The organism is Arthrobacter sp. 9V, assembly GCF_902506065.1.
In the GTDB taxonomy this organism is placed as follows: Bacteria; Actinomycetota; Actinomycetes; order Actinomycetales; family Micrococcaceae; genus Arthrobacter.
Map to the genome: position 1 here is coordinate 1,125,466 of NZ_LR732912.1, position 24,087 is coordinate 1,149,552.

21 protein-coding genes, 2 tRNA genes and 1 pseudogene are annotated in these 24,087 nt (G+C 62.3%); 19 read left to right on the forward strand and 5 right to left on the reverse strand.

Annotated features, from left to right (window positions below; translation table 11 throughout):
• Positions 1-102 precede the first annotated feature (102 nt).
• The 9 genes and pseudogenes from BACI9J_RS05270 (at position 103) to BACI9J_RS05310 (ending at position 9,150) form a co-directional block, all read left to right on the forward strand.
• Entirely contained in the window at positions 103-1,650 is a 1,548-nt protein-coding gene (locus BACI9J_RS05270; RefSeq protein ID WP_159733490.1) for a sensor histidine kinase, read from the forward strand.
• Positions 1,647-2,321 (forward strand): response regulator, encoded by a 675-nt coding sequence (locus BACI9J_RS05275; RefSeq protein WP_159733491.1) that lies wholly within the window; start codon positions 1,647-1,649, stop codon positions 2,319-2,321. The genes BACI9J_RS05270 and BACI9J_RS05275 overlap by 4 nt, the downstream gene beginning before the upstream one ends.
• Before the next feature lie 42 nt (positions 2,322-2,363).
• Positions 2,364-3,020 carry an MOSC domain-containing protein gene (locus tag BACI9J_RS05280; protein ID WP_159733492.1) on the forward strand — a complete coding sequence of 219 codons (657 nt, stop codon included), beginning with the start codon at positions 2,364-2,366 and terminating at the stop codon, positions 3,018-3,020.
• Between the two features lie 395 nt (positions 3,021-3,415).
• Positions 3,416-5,596, forward strand: a complete 2,181-nt coding sequence (locus tag BACI9J_RS05285) for a DEAD/DEAH box helicase (RefSeq protein ID WP_159733493.1) — start codon at positions 3,416-3,418, stop codon at positions 5,594-5,596.
• A gap of 262 nt (positions 5,597-5,858) precedes the next feature.
• Entirely contained in the window at positions 5,859-6,338 is a 480-nt protein-coding gene (locus BACI9J_RS05290; RefSeq protein ID WP_159733494.1) for a LysM peptidoglycan-binding domain-containing protein, read from the forward strand.
• A gap of 152 nt (positions 6,339-6,490) precedes the next feature.
• Positions 6,491-6,562 (forward strand) — tRNA-Thr (locus BACI9J_RS05295).
• A 61-nt stretch (positions 6,563-6,623) separates the two neighbouring features.
• Positions 6,624-6,697 (forward strand) — tRNA-Met (locus BACI9J_RS05300).
• Positions 6,698-6,762: 65 nt separating this feature from the next.
• A complete protein-coding gene (locus BACI9J_RS05305; protein WP_159733495.1) occupies positions 6,763-7,419 on the forward strand; it encodes an NAD(P)-binding oxidoreductase in 657 nt (218 codons plus the stop codon).
• 161 nt (positions 7,420-7,580) lie between these two features.
• Positions 7,581-9,150, forward strand: a pseudogene (locus tag BACI9J_RS05310) (Na+/H+ antiporter).
• 38 nt (positions 9,151-9,188) lie between these two features.
• Here the strand turns inward: BACI9J_RS05310 and BACI9J_RS05315 are convergent.
• A complete protein-coding gene (locus BACI9J_RS05315) occupies positions 9,189-10,412 on the reverse strand; it encodes an ROK family protein (RefSeq protein ID WP_159733496.1) in 1,224 nt (407 codons plus the stop codon).
• A gap of 238 nt (positions 10,413-10,650) precedes the next feature.
• Between BACI9J_RS05315 and BACI9J_RS05320 the strand changes: the two genes are divergently transcribed.
• The 5 genes from BACI9J_RS05320 to BACI9J_RS05340 all read left to right on the forward strand — a co-directional run bounded on the left by BACI9J_RS05320 (position 10,651) and on the right by BACI9J_RS05340 (position 16,674).
• Positions 10,651-11,952 (forward strand): ABC transporter substrate-binding protein, encoded by a 1,302-nt coding sequence (locus BACI9J_RS05320; RefSeq protein ID WP_159733497.1) that lies wholly within the window; start codon positions 10,651-10,653, stop codon positions 11,950-11,952.
• Between the two features lie 23 nt (positions 11,953-11,975).
• Positions 11,976-12,962 (forward strand): carbohydrate ABC transporter permease, encoded by a 987-nt coding sequence (locus tag BACI9J_RS05325; protein WP_159733498.1) that lies wholly within the window; start codon positions 11,976-11,978, stop codon positions 12,960-12,962.
• Positions 12,962-13,840 (forward strand): carbohydrate ABC transporter permease, encoded by an 879-nt coding sequence (locus BACI9J_RS05330; protein WP_159733499.1) that lies wholly within the window; start codon positions 12,962-12,964, stop codon positions 13,838-13,840. Before BACI9J_RS05325 ends, BACI9J_RS05330 begins: the two co-directional genes overlap by 1 nt.
• A 77-nt stretch (positions 13,841-13,917) precedes the next feature.
• Positions 13,918-15,672 carry a glycoside hydrolase family 13 protein gene (locus BACI9J_RS05335; RefSeq protein WP_159733500.1) on the forward strand — a complete coding sequence of 585 codons (1,755 nt, stop codon included), beginning with the start codon at positions 13,918-13,920 and terminating at the stop codon, positions 15,670-15,672.
• Between the two features lie 42 nt (positions 15,673-15,714).
• Positions 15,715-16,674, forward strand: coding sequence for an aldo/keto reductase (locus BACI9J_RS05340; RefSeq protein WP_159733501.1), 960 nt, complete (start codon positions 15,715-15,717; stop codon positions 16,672-16,674).
• Positions 16,675-16,770: 96 nt separating this feature from the next.
• Here the strand turns inward: BACI9J_RS05340 and BACI9J_RS05345 are convergent, their stop codons facing one another.
• The 4 genes from BACI9J_RS05345 to BACI9J_RS05360 all read right to left on the reverse strand — a co-directional run bounded on the left by BACI9J_RS05345 (position 16,771) and on the right by BACI9J_RS05360 (position 20,607).
• Entirely contained in the window at positions 16,771-17,703 is a 933-nt protein-coding gene (locus tag BACI9J_RS05345) for a TauD/TfdA dioxygenase family protein (protein ID WP_159733502.1), read from the reverse strand.
• 65 nt (positions 17,704-17,768) lie between these two features.
• Positions 17,769-18,689, reverse strand: coding sequence for an ABC transporter permease (locus BACI9J_RS05350; RefSeq protein WP_159733503.1), 921 nt, complete (start codon positions 18,687-18,689; stop codon positions 17,769-17,771).
• Positions 18,689-19,579: an ABC transporter ATP-binding protein gene (locus BACI9J_RS05355; RefSeq protein WP_159733504.1), complete on the reverse strand. Its 891-nt coding sequence runs from the start codon at positions 19,577-19,579 to the stop codon at positions 18,689-18,691. Before BACI9J_RS05355 ends, BACI9J_RS05350 begins: the two co-directional genes overlap by 1 nt.
• Before the next feature lie 2 nt (positions 19,580-19,581).
• Positions 19,582-20,607: an ABC transporter substrate-binding protein gene (locus BACI9J_RS05360; protein ID WP_236558489.1), complete on the reverse strand. Its 1,026-nt coding sequence runs from the start codon at positions 20,605-20,607 to the stop codon at positions 19,582-19,584.
• Positions 20,608-20,984: 377 nt separating this feature from the next.
• Between BACI9J_RS05360 and BACI9J_RS05365 the strand changes: the two genes are divergently transcribed.
• The 5 genes from BACI9J_RS05365 (at position 20,985) to BACI9J_RS05385 (ending at position 24,047) form a co-directional block, all read left to right on the forward strand.
• Entirely contained in the window at positions 20,985-21,848 is an 864-nt protein-coding gene (locus tag BACI9J_RS05365) for an HpcH/HpaI aldolase/citrate lyase family protein (protein WP_159733506.1), read from the forward strand.
• Positions 21,849-21,867: 19 nt separating this feature from the next.
• On the forward strand, positions 21,868-22,782 hold the full coding sequence (locus BACI9J_RS05370) for a DUF2797 domain-containing protein (RefSeq protein ID WP_159733507.1): 915 nt from the start codon (positions 21,868-21,870) through the stop codon (positions 22,780-22,782).
• 97 nt (positions 22,783-22,879) lie between these two features.
• Positions 22,880-23,104, forward strand: coding sequence for a DUF3188 domain-containing protein (locus tag BACI9J_RS05375; RefSeq protein WP_159733508.1), 225 nt, complete (start codon positions 22,880-22,882; stop codon positions 23,102-23,104).
• Positions 23,105-23,157: 53 nt separating this feature from the next.
• The gene (locus BACI9J_RS05380; RefSeq protein WP_159733509.1) at positions 23,158-23,607 is read left to right on the forward strand and encodes a MaoC family dehydratase N-terminal domain-containing protein; all 450 of its coding nucleotides are present in this window, start codon (positions 23,158-23,160) and stop codon (positions 23,605-23,607) included.
• A 2-nt stretch (positions 23,608-23,609) separates the two neighbouring features.
• Positions 23,610-24,047 (forward strand): MaoC family dehydratase, encoded by a 438-nt coding sequence (locus BACI9J_RS05385; RefSeq protein ID WP_159733510.1) that lies wholly within the window; start codon positions 23,610-23,612, stop codon positions 24,045-24,047.
• Positions 24,048-24,087: the final 40 nt, after the last annotated feature.

Sequence of the window (24,087 nt, forward strand, 5' to 3'; positions counted from 1 at the left end):
GAATACTGAAAGCAAGCCTAGTCGCTGTGTGCCCCGCAGGCACGGCTCAGGGCCGCGAATGGGGATAAGTCCCCATGGTGGGAAGCATGTAAGGATGTAGCCATGGCGGGACCTGAAGCAAACAGCAACGGCGACGACGGCGTGCTGCTGCGGCTCCCGCCGGTCCGCGGTATTGGCGCCGGACGGGTCATCACGGGATTGGTCCTGGCTGTTCTGCTGCCGCCCGGGATCGAACTGATGGTCACGATCCTGGGTTTCCGTAATTTCGCGATCATCATGCTCTTGCAGTTGGCTGTGGCTGTTGCAGTGGCCGCAATCGGTGGTCTTTGGCCCGCGGTAGTGGCCGCCGTGTTAGGCAGTTTCCTCCTTAATTACTTTTCCGCGGACCCGGTGGGTTCCCTCTCCATAGCCGATCCCACCACCTTGTTCACGTTGGTGGTTTTCCTTGCGGTGGCCTGCGGCGTCGCGCTGGCAGTGGGCCTTGCCAGCCGCAGGGCCCAGGAAGCAGCCCGCTCCGGGGCGGAGGCCACGGCCCTGAGCGAACTCGCCCTGCGCATCCTTAGCTCGGACGGAAGCCTGGAATCGTTCCTTGAGAAGGTGCGCAGCAACCTGGGCATGGAAGCGGTGACGCTGCTGGGTGTTTCCCATTCGGGTGCTTCACAGCAAGGTTTGACTACCCAAGCTGCTGCCCGTTCGCAGCCGGAGTGGCGCGTTCTGGCGGGTGCCGGCCCGAACCCGCCGGTGACCCATGCCGCCGCAGACCATGCCGCCGTCGTCGATCCCCACTACACCCTGTTGCTGCGCGGCGGTCCGTTGTCAGCCCACCAGCAGCGGATGCTTGCCGCGTTCGGGGCTTTCGTGGTGGCTGTCCGGGACAGGCAGCAGTTGGTGGAAAGCCGAAGGGACAATGTGCGGTTGGCTGAGGGCAACAAGATGCGCACCTCCATCCTGCGCGCTGTCTCCCATGACCTGCGGACTCCGCTGGCCGGAATCAAGCTCGCTGTCAGCAGCCTGCGCCAGGAGGATGTGAATTTCCCGAAGGAGGTGGAACGCGAGTTGCTGGAGACCATCGAGGAGTATGCCGACCGCTTGGACCATTTGGTGGACAACCTCCTGGATATGTCGCGCATTACGGCGGACGCGGTCAATCCGCTGTTGACGGGCATCGTGTGGGCGGAGGTGTTGCCGCAGGCGTTGCGGGGAGTATCAAAGGAGCGGCTGCGCAATGAACTGCCGCCCAATCTTCCGCCGGTTCAGGCCGACGCCGGAATGCTCGAGCGTGTGGTGGCCAACATTGTGGAGAACGCCCTGAAATATGCCCCCGACTCCGATGTTGTCCTGACCGCCCGTGCAGGAGAGGGGATCACTTTGGGAGACCGGCCCGCCAGCGAACTGCGGATCATTGATCACGGCAGGGGAGTAGGGCACCAGGAAGTGGTGGATATTTTCCAGCCGTTCCAGCGCTTCGGTGATTCGCCGTCGCTATCGCCCGGAGGCGGGATCAGCGCCGGCGGTGGAATCGGATTGGGATTGGCTGTTGCGAAGGGGTTCACCGAGGCGATGGGTGGCAGGCTCGCTGCGGAGCCGACGCCGGGTGGCGGCTTGACCATGGTGGTCACCTTGCCGCTATGGAGCGGCGGTGCGCAATGACGCTGGTGCTCATTGTGGAGGATGAGGCCCGCATTGCCCGCGCCATGCAGGTGACCCTCCAAGCGCATGGCTACCAGGCGTTGACTGTGGGAAACGGGGTGGACGCCCTGCAAGCCACCGCCAAACACCCCGTGGAGATTGTGGTGCTGGACCTCGGCTTGCCGGATATGGACGGGGTGGAGATCATCCGGCGCATTCGCGGCTGGAGCAGTATGCCCATCATTGTGCTGTCCGCACGGCACGCCTCGGAGGACAAGGTTGAAGCGCTCGACGCCGGTGCTGACGACTACGTGACCAAGCCTTTCGGTTTGGATGAGCTGCTTGCGCGGCTTCGGGTCGCCTCACGCCGGGTTGTTACCGAACATGAGGAACCAACGCTGGCCACCACGGATTTCATGGTGGACCTGGCGGGCAAGAAGATCGTCAAGGATGGCTCGGAAGTGCGCTTGACTCCCACGGAGTGGAACATCCTGGAGCTGCTGGTCCGTAATAAGGGGAAACTGGTGAGCCAGCAGCAGATCCTCACCCAGGTCTGGGGGCAGGCCTACGCGAAGGAAACGCAGTACTTGCGCGTATATATAGCCCAGTTGAGGCGGAAGCTGGAGCGGGATCCGGCCGAGCCCCGGCACCTGCACACGGAAGCGGGCATGGGCTACCGTTTTGATCCTTAGTCCTGACCCGTTTCGGCTTCGCACCTCCGTACACTGGTGTCCATGAACACCGCATCCCTTCTTGCCGTCTGCCGTGTGCACCAGCTGCTGCCCGACCCCCTGGGAAGCGTGGGCGTCACCGGCATGGACAAACGCCCGGTGGAGGGACCGGTGAAGGTTCACAAGCTGGGGCTGCACGGGGATGTGCAGGCAAACCGGCTGGATCATGGCGGGGAAGACCAGGCCCTGTACGCGTATTCGCAGGAGGATGCGGACTACTGGTCAGGTGAGCTGAAGCGGGAGATGCCGGCCGGGGTTTTCGGCGAGAACCTGCGCGTCGCCGGAATCGAAACTACGGGCGCTGTCATTGGCGAACGCTGGAAGATCGGCTTGGAAGTGGAACTGGAAGTCACATCCCCCCGCGTCCCGTGCGCCACTTTTCAACGGGTGATCGACGAGCCGCAGTGGGTGAAGCGCTTCACGCAGGCCGGCCGGGTAGGCACTTACCTCCGGGTGATCAAGACGGGCACCATTTCTGCAGAAGACCACATCCACCGGACTTTCGTGCCCCGGCACGGCATTACCGTTGGCCAGTGGTTCAGCGAACCCAGCCCGGAACTGGTGCAGATACTGCTGGATGCTGATGCCGACGGCGAGATCCGTTTGCAGGAGGACTACCACCCCGTCTTCGAAAAGGTTCTGCGCAGAAACGGGCTCTAAAACCGTTGCAGGCCGGCCTGAAAGTCCGGTGTGAATAAGCTCACCCATGCTTTGCTGCCTCTCGACTCGCGGTGATGGGCCTCTGTGCCCTACACTTGTAATATCCCCCACTCCGGAAATCCCTTTATCCTGCCCAATTCTTGAGGCAGGACTGGTAAGTGTTGGGGCCCGCAAATGTGTGCGGGCATTTTCATAGGGAGAGCCGGCTAAAGAAAACGCTGTACAGACTGCTGGGATAGCAGCCAAGAGATGCAGCGGGAAGTCCTGCCATGGGATTGCGATAGCGCCGGACTTCTTGCGAGAGCAGGGCACCTTTTCCTGTTTCTTGCGACGAGTAATGCGGCCAAGCCCAACCGGGCCGCGCCGACTGCCCTATGGATGAGGAATTTCCCCCTATGACCGAAAATCTCAACGAAAACTTCGACGCCCAGGCCGCTGACGCAGCTGCCCCCGAGTTCACTGCTGCAGCAGAGACCTCCGCACCCGCCGAAGCTGAAGCACCGGCCGCTGCCGCTGCCCCCGTCGAGACTCCTGCAGCTCAGACTGCAGCCCCCGCCTTCACCGAAGCTCCTGCCCCGAAGGCAGAAGAAGAGGAAGAAGAAGGCGTCCGCTTCGTCGATCTTGGTATCGATGGACGCGTTCTGGCCGCCCTGCAGGACGTCGGCTACGAAAAGCCGTCCCCCATTCAGGCTGCCACCATCCCGCTGCTGCTCGAAGGCCGCGACGTCGTTGGCCTCGCCCAGACCGGTACCGGCAAGACCGCAGCTTTCGCTGTTCCGGCCCTTTCCCGCCTGGCTGAGCTCCACGACCTCAACGGCCCGTCCCGCAAGACCCAGGCTCTGGTCCTGGCTCCCACGCGTGAACTGGCCCTCCAGGTTGCCGAGGCCTTCACCTCCTACGCCAAGCACATTGACGATTTCACCGTCCTCCCGGTTTACGGTGGCTCCGCTTACGGCCCCCAGCTGGCCGGCCTGCGCCGCGGTGCACAGGTTGTAGTGGGTACCCCCGGCCGTGTGATCGACCACATCGCCAAGGGTTCCCTGGACCTGTCCGAGCTCCAGTACCTGGTACTGGACGAAGCTGACGAGATGCTGCGCATGGGCTTTGCCGATGACGTGGAGCAGATCTTCCAGCAGACCCCTGATACCCGTCAGGTTGCCTTGTTCTCTGCCACCATGCCGGGCCAGATCCGCCGCATGTCCAAGCAGTACCTGAACAACCCGGCTGAAATTTCCGTGAAGTCCAAGACCACCACGGGCGCCAACACCAAGCAGCGCTACCTGCAGGTCATGGGCCCGCACAAGCTCGATGCCCTCACCCGTATCCTCGAGGTTGAAGAGTTCGACGGCGTCATTGCCTTCGTGCGCACCAAGATGGCTACCGAGGACCTGGCTGACAAGCTGAAGTCCCGCGGCTTCCAGGCTGCCGCCATCAATGGCGACATCCCGCAGCAGCAGCGCGAACGCACCGTTGACGCGCTGAAGGAAGGCCGCATTGACATTCTCGTGGCCACCGACGTCGCGGCCCGTGGCCTTGACGTTGAGCGCATCAGCCACGTGATCAACTACGACATCCCCCACGACACCGAGTCCTACGTGCACCGCATTGGCCGCACGGGCCGTGCCGGTCGTTCCGGTGATGCGATCCTCTTCATGACGCCGCGTGAGAAGTACTTGCTGCGTTCCATCGAAAAGGCAACCCGCCAGCCGGTGGAGCAGATGCACCTGCCCACTGCCGAGACCGTGAACACGCTGCGCCTGGGCAAGTTCGCCGAGCGCATCACCGAGACCCTCGCGTCCGAGGATGTTGCGGCCTTCCGCGACCTCATCTCCTCCTACGAGGAAGAGCACAACGTTCCGGCTTCCGAGATCGCTGCAGCCTTGGCCGTCATGGCACAGGGCGGACAGCCGCTGCTGGTCAAGGAACTGCCTGCCGCTCCTGAGTACCAGAAGCGCGAGCGCTCCAAGGACGGCTTCGGTTCCCGTGGGCCTACCCGCGCACTGACCGAAGGCAACGCCACCTACCGGATCTCCGTGGGACGCCGTCAGCGCGTCATGCCGGGCTCCATCGTTGGCGCCATTGCCAACGAAGGCGGCATTTCCTCCGCACAGATCGGCGGGATCGACATCCGCTCGGATCACTCCTTGGTGGAGCTCCCGGCAGACCTGAGCGCCGATCAGCTGCGCGCACTGTCCCGCACCCGCATCGGTGGCGAGCTGATCAACCTCGAGTTGGATAACGGCCGCAGGCCCAGCGGCGACCGTGGCAGCTACCAGGGTGGTGGCGCTGGTGGTCGTGGCGGCTACGGCGACCGCGAAAACCGTGGCGGCGGAAACTTCAAGGGTGCCGGCGGATTCAAGAAGGACTTCCGCAAGTCCGACGGCGAGCGTACTTCCGCTGACCGTGGCGGCCGCTCCTACAGCGACCGCTCCGAGCGCACCGCAGGCAGCTTCGGCGACCGCGATCGCGGCCAGGCCAGCGGATCCCGCTTCGGCGGCCACGGTGACGGCGCTCGCAAGCCCCGCACTGGCGGCGAAGGCGGACACCGCGATTTCAACCGCAAGGGCAAGTGGTAAACACTCGCCAGTGGTAAACACTGGCAAGTGGTAAACACTTGCTTGGTGGTAAACACTAGGTAGTTCCCGTCAGGGGGTCGGCTTTCGAGCCGGCCCCCTGACGTGTTTAACCCGCTATTTCCAGGGCCCGTCCGATTTCCCCGCAGTTGTACTGCGGGGACATCGAACAAGACCGGGTTCCGTGGGACATCACACCGCCGTACCATCGAGGCACGACCTAACGGCACTACTGAACGCAACGCAGAACACAGGAGGGTGCTCCATGGGATTGCTGGACAACGTGAAGAAGAACCTGGGCTTTGGCGGAAAGGACGCCGGGGAGAGGAGTGGGGCGGCTCCGGTAGACGGGACCGCGGTGAGCCAAGCAGCCGAGGATGCGGCCGCCGTCGAGGTTTCTGCATCGGATCACGCCGCGGCGGAAGCTGCTGCCGCACAGGCGGCCCGACAGCAGGAGGCTGCGGACGCTGCAGCAGCGCAGGAGGCCGCAAATGAGGGGCTGGAGCCCGAGGCCCCGGAAGTCCGCCCACAAGCGCAGGAAGCCGCTGCGGAGGCTGCCGCAGGGACCGGACAGCCAGGGCCCGTGGCACCAAGGGTCACGGAGGTTGTGGTGGAGCAGGGCGACACCATGAACGGCATCGCTGCACAGTACGGCGTGGATCTTGGCGCCCTGATCGCCACCAACGCGGATACCGTCCCGAACCCGGACCGGATCTACCCCGGACAGGTGCTCCGGCTACCCTGACGTCGAGCGTCCAAGGAGCAAACGGCGGCAGCCGCTGGAGCGGAAAATAGATCAGGAAACCGGCGTCTTCGCAAATTGTGTCGGCGCCGTTTTTCCGCGATTTTTCGCCGATTTGTAGCTTCTGAAAACGTCCGGTAGAGTATTTACTCGTTGCCCCCCTAGCTCAGTGGTAGAGCGCGTTCTTGGTAAGAACGAGGTCACCGGATCGATTCCGGTGGGGGGCTCTGGATGAGGGCCTGTGTCAAGGCGGTTTTGACCGGCTTGACACAGGTTTTTCTCATTCGTGGCGGTGTAGCTCAGTTGGTTAGAGCGCACGACTCATAATCGTGAGGTCGGGAGATCGAGCCTCCCCACCGCTACAGAGCAAGACCCCGCAGCTTTCGCCTGCGGGGTCTTTTTTCGTTTGGTGGGACAGAATGGGTCCATGAGCCGAATCGCAATCATTGGCGGCCACGGGAAAGTGGCCCTGCATCTGTCCCGCATTCTGAGTGGCGAAGGTCACGACGTCACGTCTTTCATCCGAAATCCCGATCATGTGGCAGATGTCACGGACACCGGCGCCTCCGCTGAGGTGCTGGATGTGGAAAATTCGACGACGGCGGAACTCGCCCAAGCGTTCAAAGGCCACGATGCCGTGGTCTGGTCAGCCGGAGCCGGCGGGGGGAATCCTGCCAGGACCTATGCCGTTGACCGTGATGCAGCCATCCGCTCGATGGATGCTGCTTCAGAGGCCGGAGTCAAGCGGTACGTGATGGTTTCCTACATTGGCGCTGCCAGGGACCACGGCGTGCCCGCGGACAACCCGTTCTTTGCCTACGCCGAGGCTAAAGCGACTGCAGATGACTACTTGCGCTCTACCGACCTCGACTGGACCGTCCTTGGCCCGGGAACGCTGACCAACGAGCCCGCCACGGGTCTGATCCAGACTGCTCCGGAGAATCCGGGCAACGGCACGGAGACCTCACGGGCCAACGTTGCCTTGGTGGCCGCGGCAGTGCTGGAGCTTCCGGGCACCATCCACCGGACCATCGCATTCAAAGACGGAACCAAAGACGTGGTGGACGCGCTTACGGAGGACTGAGCCGGTGCAGTTACCCGGCCGGGATGTGGCCGGGCCGTCCTACTGGTCGTCTCGCCTGGACTGTCTGCGCTCCGGGATATGTTGGTAGGGAACTTTTCTTCTGAATCCGGGTTTTCGGCCGGGGTGGGGAAGTGCCGTGCAACATCAGGGGAAGCAGGAAAATGGATCAGTTGGCGCTCATTGTCGGGTTGCTGCTTGCCACGGTGGTGGCAGTGGGCTTGGGGGACCGGCTTCGGCTTCCCTATCCGGTCCTGATGCTGCTGCTGGCCGTTGGCCTCACGTTCATTCCGGGCTTCCCCGAGTTCGAGATCTCACCTGAACTGATCCTGCCCATCTTCCTTCCGCCCTTGCTGTTCGCTACGGCCCAAAAGAGTTCCTGGGCGGTTTTCCGGGTGCGCTGGCGGACACTCCTGCTGATGGCTGTGGCTTTGGTTGTGGTGTCCACTGCAGCAGTAGCCGGTGCTGCCTGGCTTATGGTCCCGGGCATCGGCATTCCTGCGGCGATCGCCCTGGGTGCCATGGTGGCGCCGCCGGACCCTGTTGCTGTGGAGTCCGTGGCGGGCCGTGTGCACATGCCGCGCCGGCTTATCACGGTCCTCCAAAGCGAAGGGCTCTTCAACGACGCCGGCGATCGTGATCTTCCAGGCAGCGGTGGCGGCAACCATGTCCGGCAAGGAAGTGGGTCCTGAGGTTATTCCGCAGTTTGTCATCGGCGCTGCGCTGGCTGTGGTGATCGGCATCGCGATGGGTTGGCTGACCAGGTTCATCACCACACTGGTGACGTCAATGGTTGCCCGAAGTGCTGTGACCTTGGTGGTTCCTTTCGCCGCCTACATCCTCGCCGAAGAGCTGCACGCCTCAGGTGTGGTGGCCGTCGTCGTTACCGCCTTGGAACTGCAGCGCCACACGCGGCCGCAGGACGCCGCCGAACGCATTACGCGGACCGCCTTCTGGGACGTGGTGGAGCTGCTGGCCACGGGGCTTGCCTTTGGTCTGGTGGGTCTGGAAATCCGGCACGTCATCCGTGATGAAGGCACAGCCATTTTCGGCATGATCGGTATGGCCGTGGTGGTCTGCATCCTGGTGTTCGTGGTGCGCTTCCTGTGGCTGGGCCTCCTCGCGCTCACCGCACAAAAACGCAGGAACCTGTTGCAACCAACTTCGCCCAAGGAAGTGCTGATCCTGACGTGGTGCGGCATGCGCGGCCTGGCCACCCTGGCGCTGGCCCTGGCGCTCCCCATGACGCTGCCGGATGGCAACGACTTCCCGGCCCGCCACGAGATCCTGGTGATTGCCTGCGCGGTGCTCCTGGCCACCTTGGTCCTCCCTGGCCTGACGCTGCCGTGGCTCATGCGCGTACTGGATGCTACAGAAGACGGATCACATGAACAGGACGCCGCCAAGGTCCTGGCCAAGCGGGCCCAGTCGGCTGCAGTGGCTGCGTTGAAGGACCACGACCTCATGAAGGAACTTCCGGCCGAAAAAGTCACCCTGGTGAAGGAAAAGATGCGGCGCCTCCATGCGGAGCTGCTGGACGGAACGCTAAAGAACGAATCCGTTGCCGAGAAACGCAAGCGTGGACGGGAACTCTCCATCGCCGTGCAGACCATCGCCTTGGATGCTGCGCGCCAGGAAGTTGTGGCAGCCCGCAATGAGCCCGGCACTGATCCGGAAGTAGCTGACAGGGTCCTCCGGCAGCTGGACCTGCGGACGATGTCCATGCCGGAATAGGGTCGATGCCGGACTAGGTCCATTCCGGACGGAGTCAGTCAGCCCGCTGTGACCCGTTTTGGCAATGATGCCGGATAGAGATCGAGGGCGTGCTCTTCCACGTAGTCCAAGGCGTGGCGGATCGCGCCGAGGGACACAATGCCGTCGCCGAGCTCGGAAGTTGCCAGGCGCGGGGGAGTGAAGGTGAACTCCTGAACCTGCTTTTCCATGGCCGGGATCAGGGCATGGGCAGATGCTGCAACGGCGCCGGCAATGACCACCAGCTCAGGATTGACCAACGTGCTGATGGATCCAATAACGCGGGCCATGCGGTGTGCCATGCGGTCCAGGACGTTGCGGGCTGCTTGATCGCCTTCCGCTGCTGCCCTGAAAACCATTTCTGCCGTGAGGGCTTCAGGCTCGCCACCGGATAGGGCCCGCAACGTAGTTTCCGTGCCGGAGTCAAGGACTTCCCGGCCCCACAGCGTTGCGTAGTGGGCTATGCCGTAGGTGTCACCCACACCATCCACGTTGTCCAAGTACCCCAGCTCGCCAAAACCGCCAACCTGCCCATGGAGCAGGCGGCCTGACTCGAGGATGCCGGATCCCAAGCGGTCACCGGCGAGCATGACCACGAGGTTGTCCACTCCCCGCGCGCTGCCCTGCCACCGTTCTGCCAGGGCGGCGAGGTTGGCATCATTTTCCAGGAGCACGTGCCACCCATGGCGCTCGGACACGATCCGGCGCACATCAAAGGATTTCCAGAATTCCTGGGCTGTGAGGACCTCGCCCTGTCGGCTGACCGGGGCGGCCACCCCAACAGAGACGGCAAGAACAGAATCTGCGGAAACGCCGGCTTTCTCCAAGGCGTCGGCCGCTATCCTGTCCAGGACGTCGGCGCGTTCATCTGCGGGGACGTTGTAGGCGCGGAAAGGCATGGTGACCCGGGACAAGGACGTTCCGGCCATATCGGCCACGATCGCGGTCATCTTGTTGGCGCCTATGTCGATCCCGATCACGCTGGCGGCGCCGTCATCAAAAGCGAAGCGCCGTGCAGGCCTGCCCTTGACGTAGTCACCGCCTCCTCGTTGGTTCTCCAGTTCTTCGAGCCAGCCGAGGCGGACCAGTTCATCGCAGATGGAGATGACGGTGGCGCGCGAGAGTCCGGTGGCAGCCATGAGTTCTGTGCCGGTCACGATGCCGGCCCCGCGCATGGCCTTGAGCATTGCGCTGGCGTTGACCCTGCGTACCAGTTGAGTTGACGGTGCGGTCCCGGGCTGCATTCGAAGGCTCCCATTGTTCGGCCGTCCATCGGAACGTTGAACGGTAAACCTAAATTTAGTACATAAATTTATATGACGACGCATTTCAAAGCGTGCTTGACGCTGTGGCGTGTATCACTCACCATGGTTAGCGATAGGCCATAAATTTAGAACCTATCTAAACTTCCGGGTGACGATGCGCTTGCTGCGCTGCCCGATGCAAGGCGGCCACTGAGGTCCGCAAGAAGAAAGGGCTACGGTGTCTGTGAAACTGACACGCTGGAAACACATGGCAGCGGCGGGGTTTGCCCTGGCGCTGGTTGCAGGCCTTGTCTCCGGCTGCACCGGAGACCCGGGATCGGGAGGCCCGGGCGCAGGAGGACGGGGAAAAGAGACCATCCGCTTCACGTTCAGCAAACGTGAAGCCATTGGGTTCATGACCAAACTTGTTGCTGACTACAATGCTTCGCAGGATGACACTGAGGTGGTTCTTGACACCTCCGGAGTGGACGTCGTGTCCGCGAGTTTCGTCCGCGGCAATCCGCCGGACATTGCGCTCGCCAATTACAACATGGAGACTTCCCGGTTCGTCCAGCGCGGCGCGTTGAGTGACCTCTCAGGAACGGCAGCCTCCGCCCGCATCCGTGAGGACCTCAAGCCGCTCATGGATCAATACGGCTCCTATCCCGGCCGGACCAGTGCGCTGCCGTACTCGGTCATGGCATCCTCCGTGATTTACAACAAGGAAATTTTCGCTGCCCACAACATTGAGGTGCCCACTACCTGGAGCGGGCTGATCGCCGCTTGCGAAGCGCTGAAAGCCGCTGGGGTCACACCGTTCTACGCTACGTGGAAGGATGACTGGACCATCGCCCAGGGATGGTTTGACTACTCCGTGGGCGGCCAGCTGGACACCTTGGACTTCTTTAAGAAGCTTGATGCCGAAGGTGTGAATGTAGGGCCGGAGTCTTCGGCCTCATTCCAAAAGGACTTTGATCAGCCCGTCCAAAAGATGCTGACCCTGGCCAAGGAATACGTCAACAAGGATGCTGCAAGCAGGGCGTACGGTGATGGCAACCTGGCATTTTCACAGGGCAAGGCTGCCATGTATCTGCAGGGGCCCTGGGCCTTCAGCGAGATCGCCAAGACCGCACCCGACGTGAAGCTGGGTACTTTCCCGCTGCCCATGACTGAAAATCCTGAGGACTTGCGCGTCCGCGTCAACGTGGACCTCGCGGCCTGCATTCCGGAGGCCTCAAAGCACAAAGACGCTGCGCGTGACTTCCTTGAGTACCTGTACCAGCCGGAGGTGATTGATGCCTACAACAAGTCGCAGCTGGGCTTCACGCCAACCAAGGATTCGGAAAACACCCCCGATCCCCGGATTGAAGGAATGGTTGAGTACTACAACGACGGCAAGGTGTACCAAGGGCCATCCGTGCTGGTGCCCCGGACCATCCCCATCATGAACTACACGCAGGCAATCGTGTTCGGCGCGTCCCCTGCAGCAACCCTCCGCACCCTCGACGCAGATTGGGCGCGCCTGGCCTTCCGCCAGTAGTGCAGCCATAGGGAGTCAGATATATGTCCAGCATCAGCACCCCAGCCACCTCCGGGCACACCGGCCCTGAAAATCGCTCATCCCGGAGTCGCCCATCCCGGGTTCGTCAGACCCCGGGCCGCCAGGATCGGAGCCCGCAACGCCAGAACAGGAAACGGCGGGTGGAACCCATCTTCTACTTGTTCCTGGTGCCCAGCTTGATCCTCTTCACCCTTGCCATCACCATCCCGGGCATCATCGGCATCTTTTTCAGCTTCACGGACTCCATTGGCATCGGCGACTGGAAGTTCATAGGGCTGACCAACTACATTGCAATTTTCAGTGATCCGGCCATCCTGCAGAGCTACCTCTTCACGTTCGGATTTTCCATCGTCACAGTGATCGCTGTGAACGTAGTGGCCTTCCTTCTTGCCGTGGGGCTCACCTCGCGAATCCGGATGAAGTCGGCCCTGCGGACCATCTTCGTGATCCCCATGGTGGTCTCGGGCATCATCATTGCCTACGTTTTCAACTTCCTGTTTTCGAACTCCCTGCCCTCCCTGGGTGCGGCTGCAGGAATTCCGTGGCTGGAAAGCAGCCTGCTCGCCAACCCTGACCTGGCGTGGATAGCAATTGTGCTGGTTACGGCCTGGCAGGCAGTTCCAGGGGCCTTACTCATCTACATCGCGGGCCTTGTTGCGGTGCCCGGAGATGTCTATGAGGCCGCGGAGATTGATGGCGCCAGCAAGTTCCAGCAGCTTGTGAAGATCACGCTCCCGCTGGTGGCCGGTTACGTGGTCATCAACATCATTCTCGGGTTCAAGGGCTTCCTCAACGCCTACGACATCATCGTGGGACTGACAAACGGTGGCCCCGGAACCTCTACCCGGAGCATCGCCATGACGGTGATCTCCGGCTTCAACGGCGGCGACTACGCCTACCAGATGGCCAACGCCACCATCTTCTTTGTGGTGGCCATCCTGATCTCTCTCCTGCAGCTTTCGCTGACTCGCGGACGGAATGCACTGTAATGACCAACGAATCCATGACCACCCGCCCGGTAATCACCAAGAAATCCGGCTCCACCGTTGAACGCGTCAACTGGCCGGCAACCACAGTTCTGCTGTTGTGCGCCGTGACCGTGCTGCTTCCGCTCTACGTCACCGTTTCAATGGCGTTCAAGACCCAGGGCCAGGCGGTGGACGGTAACGCCTTTTCCTTCCCCGCCCCGTTCAGTCTGGACGGCTTTATCCAAGCATGGACTTTGACGAACTTCCCGGTGGGTGCGGCAATGTCTTTGCTGGTGACAGCCGGTACCGTCCTTGCCACGATCGTGCTTGCTGCTTTCGCCTCCTATGCGATTGTGCGGAACTGGGAACGGCGGCTGTTCAGGTACTCGTTCTTCTACCTTCTGGGAGCCATGTTCATTCCGTTCCCCGTGGTTGCCTTGCCTCAGATCCAGCTCACGGGCCGCCTTGGCCTGGACAACCCTTTCGGGGTCATCCTCCTGGCCACCATGTTCCAGTTGAGCTTCAGCGTGCTGCTGTTCACCGCGTTCCTCCGCTCTATTCCGATGGAATTGGAGGAAAGCGCCAGGATCGATGGCGCAACCACATGGCAAACCTTTTGGAAGCTGATTTTCCCGTTGCTGGCGCCTATGAGCGCCACCGTGGGGATCTTCGCTTTCCTTTATGCGTGGAATGACTTCATGATGCCGTCGCTGATTATTTCCGATCCGGCCATGCAGACGCTTCCCGTGCGGCAGAACCTTTTTCAGACGCAGTTCAGCAACAACTACCACGTGTCCTTCGCGTCTTACCTGATGGCCATGGCGCCGGCGATCGTTGCTTACCTGTTCACCCAGCGGTGGGTCATGGCGGGCGTGACACAGGGCGCTGTTAAGGGCTAACCATTGTTGACCTTCACCGGACCGCCGTTTCATACTGGTCCCGGAGATAAATTTAGATTCTAAATCAAAGGAGTTTCGTGAGCACTTCCGCCACTCAGGCACACCGTACCGACACAGACCGCATGTCCGATCCGAACTGGTGGCGCCAGGCGGCTGTCTACCAGATCTACCCGCGCAGCTTCTACGACGCCAACGGGGACGGCCTCGGCGACATCAAGGGCATCACGGCCAAAGTCCCGTACCTGAAAGACTTGGGGATCGACGCCGTCTGGCTGAGTCCCTTCTACCCTTCGGCGCTCGCGGACGGCGGCTACGACGTTGACGACTACCGCAACGTGGATCCCAAGTTGGGAACACTTGAGGACTTCGACGAGATGGCTGCAGCCCTGCACGCAGCAGGGATCAAAATCGTGGTGGACATTGTTCCCAACCATTCCTCGGACCGCCACGAATGGTTCAAGGAAGCGCTCGCCTCACCCAAGGGCTCCGCAGCCCGCGACCGCTACATCTTCCGCGATGGCCGGGGCGAGAACGGGGAACTGCCGCCGTCGGACTGGGACTCAGTCTTCGGCGGTCCCATCTGGGAGCGAATCACCGAGCCTGATGGCACGCCCGGCCAGTGGTACCTGCACATCTTTGCCAAGGAGCAGCCGGACTTCAACTGGGAAAACCCGGAGATCAGGGAAGACTTCCTGAGGACGCTGCGCTTCTGGTCGGATCGTGGCGTGGACGGCTTCAGGATTGACGTAGCCCATGGCATGGCCAAGGACCTTTCCGAGCCGTTGCCCATGAAGGCGGACCTGGAAGCCAAGGCGCACGGTACGGATGGCTTCACCGACGGTTCCCACCCGTTCTGGGACCGCGACGAAGTGCACGAGGTTTACGCCGAGTGGCGCAAACTCTTCAACGAGTACAACCCGCCGCGTACCGCCGTCGCCGAGGCCTGGGTCCACGAGTCCCGCCGCGCCCGCTACGCCAGCCCCGAGGGACTGGGCCAGGCCTTCAACTTCGACCTCCTGCAGTCCGACTACGATGCTTCCTCATTCCGGAAAATCATCACGGACAACCTGGTGGCGGCCAAGGAGTCCGGGGCCTCATCCACATGGGTTTTCTCCAACCACGACGTCGTCCGTCACGCCACCCGTTACGGTCTGCCCAAGGGAGGATCCGTCGCGCAGGGAACCAACGCCGCGCAGGACATCACCGGCGGAGAGCCCAAGGGCCAGGACGGCAAAGGCTGGCTGCTGGCCGGTGCGCCGGCTGAAGAGCTCGACGTCGAACTCGGCTTGCGTCGTGCACGCGCCGCGACGCTCTTGCTGCTGGCGCTCCCCGGTTCTGCCTACCTCTACCAAGGTGAAGAGCTAGGTTTGCGTGAAGTCGCGGAAATTCCGGACTCCGAACGCCAGGACCCGTCCTTCTTCCGCAATCCCGGCGTCGAAATCGGCCGGGACGGTTGCCGCGTTCCGCTGCCGTGGACCGAGGAAGGTCCATCCTTCGGTTTCGGTGCGGGCGAGGCCCACCTCCCGCAGCCGGAGTGGTTCAAAGACTACGCCGTCTCCAAGCAGGAGGGCGCGGAAGGTTCCACCCTGGAGCTCTACCGGAAGGCCCTGCACCTGCGCAGCGAGCTCCAAACCGATGAGGAACTTCAATGGGTGGAGACCGGCAACCAGGATGTGCTGCACTTCAGCCGCCCCGGGGGCTGGCACACAGTGACCAACTTCGGCAGTACGCCTGTAGAGCTCCCGGAAGGAAAAGTCGTAGTAGCCAGCGGCCCGCTGGAGGAAGGCAAGCTGCCTTCGGACACCACGGCGTGGATTCTCAGCAACGCCTGAACAGGTGCGACAGAACAAGGAAGCTGCAGACAATACTGAAGTATGACTAATGCGAACGGGCGGGGACGCCTCATTTACGGCTGCATGGGACTCGGCGGCCCGTGGGACGGAACGTCCTATGGATCGTCGGAGATCGATGAGGCAGCCGCGGTGATCGAAGCCGCGCAGGGAATCGGCATTGAGCTTTTCGACCACGCGGATATCTATCGCAGCGGAAAGTCCGAGGCCGTCTTTGGTGAAGTCCTTGCCCGTTCGCAGGGTCTGCGCGAAAAGATCCTGCTGCAGACCAAATGCGGGATCCGGCTGGGGGAGCGCGGGCTGCAGACCCACTACGACCTCAGCCGCGAAGCCATCCTTGAACGGGTCAACCAGAGCTTGAAACGGCTCCAAACGGAGTACGTGGACGTGCTGCTCCTCCACCGGCCCGATCCCCTGATGGACCCGCGCGAGGTGGCGGACGCCGTCGGGCAGTTAATGGCCGAAGGCAAGGTGCGGCAGCTGGGTGTGTCCAACATGTCCGGCGCGCAGATCGCGTACCTGCAGGAAGAGTTGGAGACGCCCTTGGTGGTCAACCAGCTGGAAATGAGCCTGCTGCGCAGGGATTGGCTGGAGAGCACGGTGTTGGTCAACCATACAGAGGGGCTGGAATACAGCTTCCCGCACGGGACCCTTGAGCACTGCATGGCCACGGGGATTGAACTGCAGGCCTACGGTTCCCTGGCTCAAGGACGGTACACAGGTGCGTCGTCCGCGGAGTTTTCGCCGGCCGAGTCGGCTACGGCGCAGATGCTTGAACAGTTGGCGGGGGAGAAGAACACCACCCCGGAATCAGTGCTGCTGGGCTGGCTGATGAAGCACCCGGCCAGGATCTCGCCGGTCATTGGGACCACCAACACCGGACGCATCCAGGCCTGCGCTGACGCCGCCTCCGTTGCCGACCATATGACCCGTGCCCAGTGGTACGGACTGTGGGTGGCAGCACGGGGAAACAACATCCCCTAATCCCTTTTTAACCCAACTGAGTCGCAGTTGAGGACGTTTGGAAGGCTCAGAACGTCCTGAACTGCGACTCAGTTGGGTGCGGACAGCAACACATGACTACGAGGCGGAGCTGGCCGGAGCAACCACGGAGTACGTGCTCGAGTCACCCTGCAGCGCCTGGCTGGGCTTGCCATCGATGCTCACCGGAATGTCCCCGGCAATGGTCACGCGGTTGAGCTTGCGCGGCTGGCCGTCGTAGTTGTCCGGGGCATAGTGCTGGGTGATGCGGTTATCGAACAGGACCACCTGGTTGGGCTCCCAGTTCACCCGGACCACGTTTTCCGGACGCGTCACATACGCCTGCAACAGACGGATGATGTCCTTTGATTCGGTGTTGGACAAACCCACAATCCGAAGCCGCTGCGCGAAGCCCCCAATAAACAATCCGCGCTCGCCGGTCAGAGGGTGGACCCGCACCACGGGGTGGGCGGTTTCGAACTTCAGGCGGGTGAACTCCTTGCGCCGTTCATCGGCGTTGGCGTGCTCAAGGTTCTTGGGCACAGAGTAGTCGTAATCGTTGGTGTGGATGGCCCACAGATTGTCCGCAAAGCTGCGCAATTCTTCCGGGAGGTCCTGGTACGCGCCGGCCGAGGACGCGATCAGGGTCTCGCCACCGTACGCCGGGAGATCGATGCTGCGCAGGGTGGAGGCCTGCGGCGGGTTGACCACGAAAGTGACGTCAGTGTGCCAGTTGTTGGCCGAACCGTTCTCGCTGTCCACGGGCAGGACATTCTCTTCTCCGTCCACCGAAGCAACCGTGGGGTGCGCCTTGGTCAGCGGCCCGAAGTGCGAAGCGAACTTCACCTGGGCTTCGTCGGTCAGAATGTTGGCCTCGCGGAATACCAGTGCCTTGTGCTCGTTCAGCGCTGCCCTGATCTGAGCCACAGTTTCTTCGCTGAGGTCTCCGCTGATATCAAAGCCACGGATTTCGGCGCCGATGCGGGAACCGAGTTTGGCGAACTCGAGCTTGGTTTCGGTAATGACGGTCATGACGTTTTCCTTACTTGTTGTGATGGATCTTGTTGCGATGGATGCGGCAGGTGCCGCGGGGTGGGTCAGGAAGCGGCAGCGCCCACGGCGGTCCGCCAGCGGGAGAAATGCCGCTCAAGGGCTACCAGCAGGAAGTTCACGCCGAGCCCCAGCAGGGAGACCGTGAGGATGCCGGCGTACATGTCCGGGATGAGGAAGCTGCTCTGCGCGTTCACGATCAAATAGCCCAGACCGGCCTTGGCTCCCACCATTTCAGCGGCGATCAACACCAGGATGGATGCGGTGCCGGCCATGCGGATTCCCGTGAAGATGGTGGGAACTGCGGAGGGCAGGATGACCTTCTGGAAGAGCCTGAAGCTGTTGAGCCCCAAGGAACGGGCTGCCCGGATCAGGAGCGGATCCACGGTCTTCACCCCGGCAATGGTGTTCAGGAGAACCGGGAAGAACGCCGCGTAGGCCACAATGCTGATCTTGGATTCCTCACCAATACCCAGCAGCAGCGTGAACACCGGCAGCAGAGCCAACGCTGCCGTGTTGCGGAAAAGCTCCAGCAGGGGGTTCAGGACAGAATTCAGGCGCCCGTACCAAGCGATCAGGAGGCCCAGCGAAACACCTGCCAGCAACGCTGCGCCGAAGCCGGTGACGGAGCGGGTGAGGCTGGCCGCGATGTGCCCTTGAATGGTGCCGGCTTCAAAGAGCTTGCCCCAAGCCAACAGCACTTCATGCAGCGGAGGGAGGAACACCCGGGTTGATGGACTCGCCAAATACGTCGGCCCAAGCTCCCAGAGGGCCAGGAACGCCAGGATCGCCGCAGACTTCCACAGACCCGACCCCACCGCCCCGGTGACTCGCCGCGCCAAGCCAGGCGCCGGCGTCGTGCCTTCTTCAGTTGCCGGGGAACCAAGGGAACGTTCGACGGCGGTACTTGCCTCAGGCGAACGGCCCGCCTGAGGTGCGGCTTCTCTTGGAGTCAGTGTGGTGGTCATCAGGCCGCACTCCTTTCAGTGGCAGTTGTTGCGGGTTCATCCGGCGCGCTGCCATCGGGCAGAATCTTGCGGTGACCGGCGTTCTGGGCCCTGCGGACTTCGTCATGAAGGAGCGTCCACACCTGGTGGCGATGCTCAACGAACGCGGGGTGGGAGCGGATGTCCTCCTCGCCGGCACGGTCCGGGATGTTGATGTCCACGATTTCCTTGAGACGTCCGGGCCTGGCACTTAGCACAGCCACGCGCTCGCCGAGGTACACGGCCTCGTCTATGCCGTGCGTGATGAAGACGATGGTCTTGCCCGTGGCCTTCCAGATCCGCAGGAGCTCATCCTGCAGCTGCTCGCGGGTCTGGGCGTCCAAGGCGGCGAACGGTTCGTCCATCAGCAGCACATCCGGCTCGTAAGCCAGGCTGCGGGCGATCGCCACCCGCTGCTTCATGCCGCCGGAGAGCTCGTGAGGGTAGCGGTCCTCGAAGCCCGCCAGCCCCACCAACGCAAGATATTCGCTGGCTTTCGCTGCCCGTTCGCGGCGATTCAACTTCTTGCCGTCCGGGCCCACGCCCTCAAGGCCGATCGAGACATTCGCCGACGCAGTGCGCCATGGGAACAACGCGTACTGCTGGAACACCACGGCACGGTCCTTGCCCGGCCCGGTGACGGCTTTGCCGTCCACCAGGACCTCGCCCGAGGTGGGGGTGGAGAGCCCGGCCAGAAGGTCCAGGAGCGTGGTCTTGCCCGAACCACTGGGCCCCACCAGGGTGAGGAACTCGCCGTCGCGGACGTCCAGGCTGAGGGAATCGATGGCGGTGAGCCGGGTGGCGCTGGTTGTTTTGGTGGCCCGGACCGTGAACTCCTTGGTGACATTCCTGAGGCTGATTTTCGCGGTCATTGCTATCCCTTCTTCGTAGCGAGCTCGTTGAACTCGTTGGTGTAGTACTTGGAGGGTGTGAGCTTGTCCTTGACGATTCCTGCCGAGCTGAGCCAGGCCTCCCATTTGGTGAAGTCTTCGTCCTTGATCACGCCTGCGTCCGGGACCCCGGGGCTCTTCCAGAACTTCAGGTTTGCCGTGCTTTCGTTGCGGCCACGGCTTTCGATGATCTTGGTGAAGCGGGCAATGACTTCATCCCGGGGAGTTTCCGCTGCCCACTTGATCGCTTTGGCAACGCCCGTGGTGAAGGTGCGCGTGGTGTTGGGGTTCTTTTGAATGAAGTCGGTGCGGAGCACGATCTGGCCTCCGGCGAATGCCCCGAACAGCTCCACGTCGCTGAACAGCGACCTCAGTCCTCCAGCCTCGATGGCCCGGTCCTGCAGCACGCCGCCAAGTGTTCCGGCGTCCACTTGGCCGCGGCGAATGGCCTCCTCGGTATCGTTCGGTGCCAGCGGGACCAACTGGACTTGCTTGATTTCGTCTTGGCTGAGCCCGTTCTTGGTCAGCCAGGTGTTGATGACGGCTTCGTGATGTGCACCCAGGGTGTTGACGGCGACCTTCTTGCCGATCAGGTCCCGGGGTTCGTTGATGGGGCTCCCGGCTTTGACGTAGTAGCCGCTGAAGGTCTTCTCATCGGACCCGTAGTAGTTGGTGACGGCCTTGACCGGTGCGCCTGCTTCGATCAGCTTGACTACCGCTCCGGAGAAGGCGCCGCCGAAGTCCGTCTGGTTGGTGGCCGCGGACTGGATGTCCTGCGGCCCGCTGGTGGTGTTGCCAACCCAGTTCAACTTCAGGTCCCCGAGGTACCCCAGATCTGCTGCGAGCTCAGGAAAGGTGACGTTGTTGGCGGAGCCTTGGTAACGGAGTTCGGTGACTTCATTGCCGGCTTGGCCGCCTTGTCCGGCTTCGGCTGCACCGCCGCAGCCGGACACCGTCAGCGCTAGTACGACGGCGGCCGCGACGCTCAGCAGGGGCAGGTGCAATTTCATGGGAGCTACTTTCGAATGGGTAGGGATGTGTTGGGTGGCCGGCTTAGGTAAGGGTTTGGGAACCTGCAACGGCTTGGGAACGATGTAAACCCATCCCGACGGCGTGTGGGAAGTGCCCGGGTAACGGCCGGAAATGCTGCGAAACAGCCCGAAACGGAACGAAATCCGAGGCCATTCCCGGCAACCCGGGGACACAAAGACGCCGTGTTGAGCCCTGTGAACAACAGCTACAGGAGGGCCGGATATGACTGGCGGGTACCGCCGTCGGGCGTTCATACTGCCGGACCCCACAGTCATATGGGGTTTAGTTCGTATTGATCCTCACAACCGGGCGCAATTCTTCGCTGTGCGGGCTGCAGGGCGGATACGGTAGATACATGACGTCTAGCATCGCCGCCGAATCGGTTCGGCCTACCCGCAATATTCCCGCCGACATCGCCCGTTCATGGCTCCTTGTGAATGCCATGAAGACGGAGCTTTTTGACGAATCCGCGGGTTCACGGGCAGACGCCATCATCCTTGACATCGAAGACGCCGTGGACCCTTCCCAAAAGGACATCGCCCGCGAGAACGTGGTCAACTGGCTGACCGCCGGCGGCAAGGCTTGGGTTCGCATCAATGACGCCACCAGCCCGTTCTGGGCTGACGACCTCGCGGGGCTGCGCGGCACCCCGGGCCTGCTCGGCGTGATGCTCGCAAAGACCGAGTCCGCGGACCAGGTCACCGAGTCCTACCACCGCATGGACGGCAAGACTCCCGTTGTTGCACTTGTTGAGTCCGCTTTGGGCATCGAGGAAGCCAACCACATTGCGCGTGCTCAAGGTGCTTTCCGCCTTGCTTTCGGCTCCGGTGACTTCCGCCGCGACACCGGCATGGCGGCCACTCCGGAAGCCATGGCTTATCCGCGCGCCAAGCTGGTTGTCGCCAGCCGCGTCGGCAATCTGCCGGGTCCCATCGACGGCCCCACCGTTGGCACCAACCACCCCATCCTGCGCGAGCAGACGGGCATCACCGTGACCATGGGCATGACCGGCAAGCTCTGCCTGGCCATCGACCAAACCACCGTGATCAATGAGGTCATCAGCCCCACGCCGTCGGACGTTGCCTGGGCTACGGACTTCATGAGCGACTTCGAAGCCAACGGTCGAGTCATCCGTGATGGCTCGGACCTCCCGCGTTTGGGGCGTGCCGAGAAGATCATGAAGCTCGCAGTAGCCTTCGGAGTTCAGCCCTCCTTGTAAGCATGCTGGTCAGGTAAACGTGCTTGTCCACGGAGTCGCGTGGGATTCTCCGTCCCCTACGCTGCGGTTATTCACGGCTGACTCGGAGTTCACTGATGTTGCGTTGGCCCAGGGCTCAGCCCTGGGCTTGCGCGTTATCCCCGGTTTGTGGTGCCTGGGGCACACCAAAGTTCATGGCCCGGGGGACCGCACGCACGTGCCGTGCCGCAGTGGATCTGCGGCCGAGCGCGGTAAGCAATGCGGGGCCTGCTTTGCGCGGGACGACTCCCGGCTGATGCACGACTTCCACCGTGGCACCTCCGTTCCCACTGGCCTCCGTGCTTACCTGATGCAGCCACACTGGCTTTACGTGGCCACGTTTGCGAACGGTGCCACCAAAGTAGGAACGGCCTCCGCCCCCAGAAAATGGAACCGGCTCGCTGAGCAGGGTGCTGTGCACGCTTCCTATGTGGCACACGCTGAAGATGGCCGTGTTGTTCGTGTTCTTGAGGACATGGTCACGCGCGAGCTCGGTCTTGTCCAGCAAGTCCGTTCCGCTTCCAAAGCTGCGGGCCTCGTGGAGCCGCGTTCCGGCGTCGAGCTTTTGGCACTGAACCGGCAGCACTCCGGAAGAGTGCGGGAGCTGCTCGGTGGCCTGGCAGTGACCGGATACGCCGTTGTGGAGGAAGAGTGGGAGCGGCCCGCTTTGGCGGAGCAGCTCTGTGGTGCCGCGGGAGCGCGTCGCCATCCGTACCCGGCAACGTTCGACGCCGGAGGGCACGGTTTGCGGATACGCTCACTGTCCGGCCCCATCGCCTTGGCCGGGCTCCCCGATGCCGCGGGTAACGAAGTGGAGGGCAGCTTCGTGGCAGACCTCGGGGCGTTGAAGGGCCGCAAGATCGAGTTCGGCCCCCACACCACGGAAATCCCGGCGCTGCAGGACTCCTTGTTCTAAACCGCACACCCATCGCGTTGTGGGGCCGCTTTGCGTGGTATTCGTGGGTTTTGGCCCGCAGAGTGGGCCCCGCAACGCACGCCGGTAGACTTGGACGGTGCTGGAACAATTTTGGGCTACTGCCTCTACGTCGTACAAAGTGCTGGTTTTCAGCGCCATGGGGCTGATCGCCGTTGGGCTAATCCTGTCCATTGTGGGAAACACCTCCGGGAACCAGGCCTTGGCCCTTGCGTCGCTGCCCGTCATTGGAGTTGGCCTGCTCCTCCATGTCACCGGACTGGTGGTTCGTGGCCAGAAGATCCGCAAGAGCTACAAGAAGTAACGTCCCGGCATAGTGCGCTGCATCCGGGCTCCCGGGGCCGATAGGGTTGGAGCATGAGTATCAATCCGGACTTGCAGGGCCGAAGCTACCCTGCCGCAGAGGTATACGACGTCGGCCGTGAAAAGATCCGCGAGTTCGCCAAGGCTGTAAAAGCCGGCAACCCGGCTCACTTCGATGTTGAGGCAGCCAGGGCCCTTGGCCACAGCGACCTCGTTGCCCCTCCAACATTTGCCATCATCGTCGCCCAGCGTGCCGATGCCCAGCTGGTCCAGGACCCGGAGTCGGGCATCGACTTCTCCCGGGTGGTTCATGCAGACCAGCGATTCACCCACCACCGGCCCATAGTCGCCGGGGATCGCCTGGTTGCCGAACTGCACGTCGACGGCGTCCGGGCCATGGGCGGGGGAGCCATGATCACCACGCGCTCCGAGATTTCCACTGAAGCCGGCGAAAAGGTGGCCACCACAACCTCGTCCATCCTGGTCCGCGGAGAGGGACAGTAACCATGAGCCCTACATTCGAAGAACTGACGGTCGGCCAGGAAATCGGCACCCGCAGCATTGAGGTCACCCGTCAGGACCTGGTCAAGTACGCCGGAGCATCGGGCGACTTCAACCCCATTCACTGGAACGAGGCATTTGCTACTTCCGTGGAACTGCCGGGCGTCATCGCCCACGGCATGTTCACCATGGGCGCCGCAGTGCAGCTGGTGAGCGACTGGGCCGGCGACCCCGCCGCCGTGATCGATTACCAGACGCGCTTCACCAAGCCCATCCTTGTCACGGACACCACCGGCACCGATCAGGCCGGGGCCGTCATTGACGTCACCGGTGTTGTGGGAGCGCTCGACGCCGATGCCCGCACCGCGCGCGTCGACCTCACGGTTGTTGCGGGCGGGCAGAAGGTCCTCATGAAGTCACAGGTGGTTGTGAAGGTCTCTTGAACCAAGCGAACACCTGGCAACATCGCAGCAAACCGGGCGC

Coding starts and splice junctions, on each gene's coding strand:
- BACI9J_RS05270 (WP_159733490.1), top strand. CDS start 103: ATGGCGGGACCTGAAGCAAACAGCAACGGCGACGACGGCGTGCTGCTG.
- BACI9J_RS05275 (WP_159733491.1), top strand. CDS start 1,647: ATGACGCTGGTGCTCATTGTGGAGGATGAGGCCCGCATTGCCCGCGCC.
- BACI9J_RS05280 (WP_159733492.1), top strand. CDS start 2,364: ATGAACACCGCATCCCTTCTTGCCGTCTGCCGTGTGCACCAGCTGCTG.
- BACI9J_RS05285 (WP_159733493.1), top strand. CDS start 3,416: ATGACCGAAAATCTCAACGAAAACTTCGACGCCCAGGCCGCTGACGCA.
- BACI9J_RS05290 (WP_159733494.1), top strand. CDS start 5,859: ATGGGATTGCTGGACAACGTGAAGAAGAACCTGGGCTTTGGCGGAAAG.
- BACI9J_RS05305 (WP_159733495.1), top strand. CDS start 6,763: ATGAGCCGAATCGCAATCATTGGCGGCCACGGGAAAGTGGCCCTGCAT.
- BACI9J_RS05315 (WP_159733496.1), bottom strand. CDS start 10,412: ATGCAGCCCGGGACCGCACCGTCAACTCAACTGGTACGCAGGGTCAAC.
- BACI9J_RS05325 (WP_159733498.1), top strand. CDS start 11,976: ATGTCCAGCATCAGCACCCCAGCCACCTCCGGGCACACCGGCCCTGAA.
- BACI9J_RS05330 (WP_159733499.1), top strand. CDS start 12,962: ATGACCAACGAATCCATGACCACCCGCCCGGTAATCACCAAGAAATCC.
- BACI9J_RS05340 (WP_159733501.1), top strand. CDS start 15,715: ATGACTAATGCGAACGGGCGGGGACGCCTCATTTACGGCTGCATGGGA.
- BACI9J_RS05345 (WP_159733502.1), bottom strand. CDS start 17,703: ATGACCGTCATTACCGAAACCAAGCTCGAGTTCGCCAAACTCGGTTCC.
- BACI9J_RS05350 (WP_159733503.1), bottom strand. CDS start 18,689: ATGACCACCACACTGACTCCAAGAGAAGCCGCACCTCAGGCGGGCCGT.
- BACI9J_RS05355 (WP_159733504.1), bottom strand. CDS start 19,579: ATGACCGCGAAAATCAGCCTCAGGAATGTCACCAAGGAGTTCACGGTC.
- BACI9J_RS05360 (WP_236558489.1), bottom strand. CDS start 20,607: ATGAAATTGCACCTGCCCCTGCTGAGCGTCGCGGCCGCCGTCGTACTA.
- BACI9J_RS05365 (WP_159733506.1), top strand. CDS start 20,985: ATGACGTCTAGCATCGCCGCCGAATCGGTTCGGCCTACCCGCAATATT.
- BACI9J_RS05380 (WP_159733509.1), top strand. CDS start 23,158: ATGAGTATCAATCCGGACTTGCAGGGCCGAAGCTACCCTGCCGCAGAG.
- BACI9J_RS05385 (WP_159733510.1), top strand. CDS start 23,610: ATGAGCCCTACATTCGAAGAACTGACGGTCGGCCAGGAAATCGGCACC.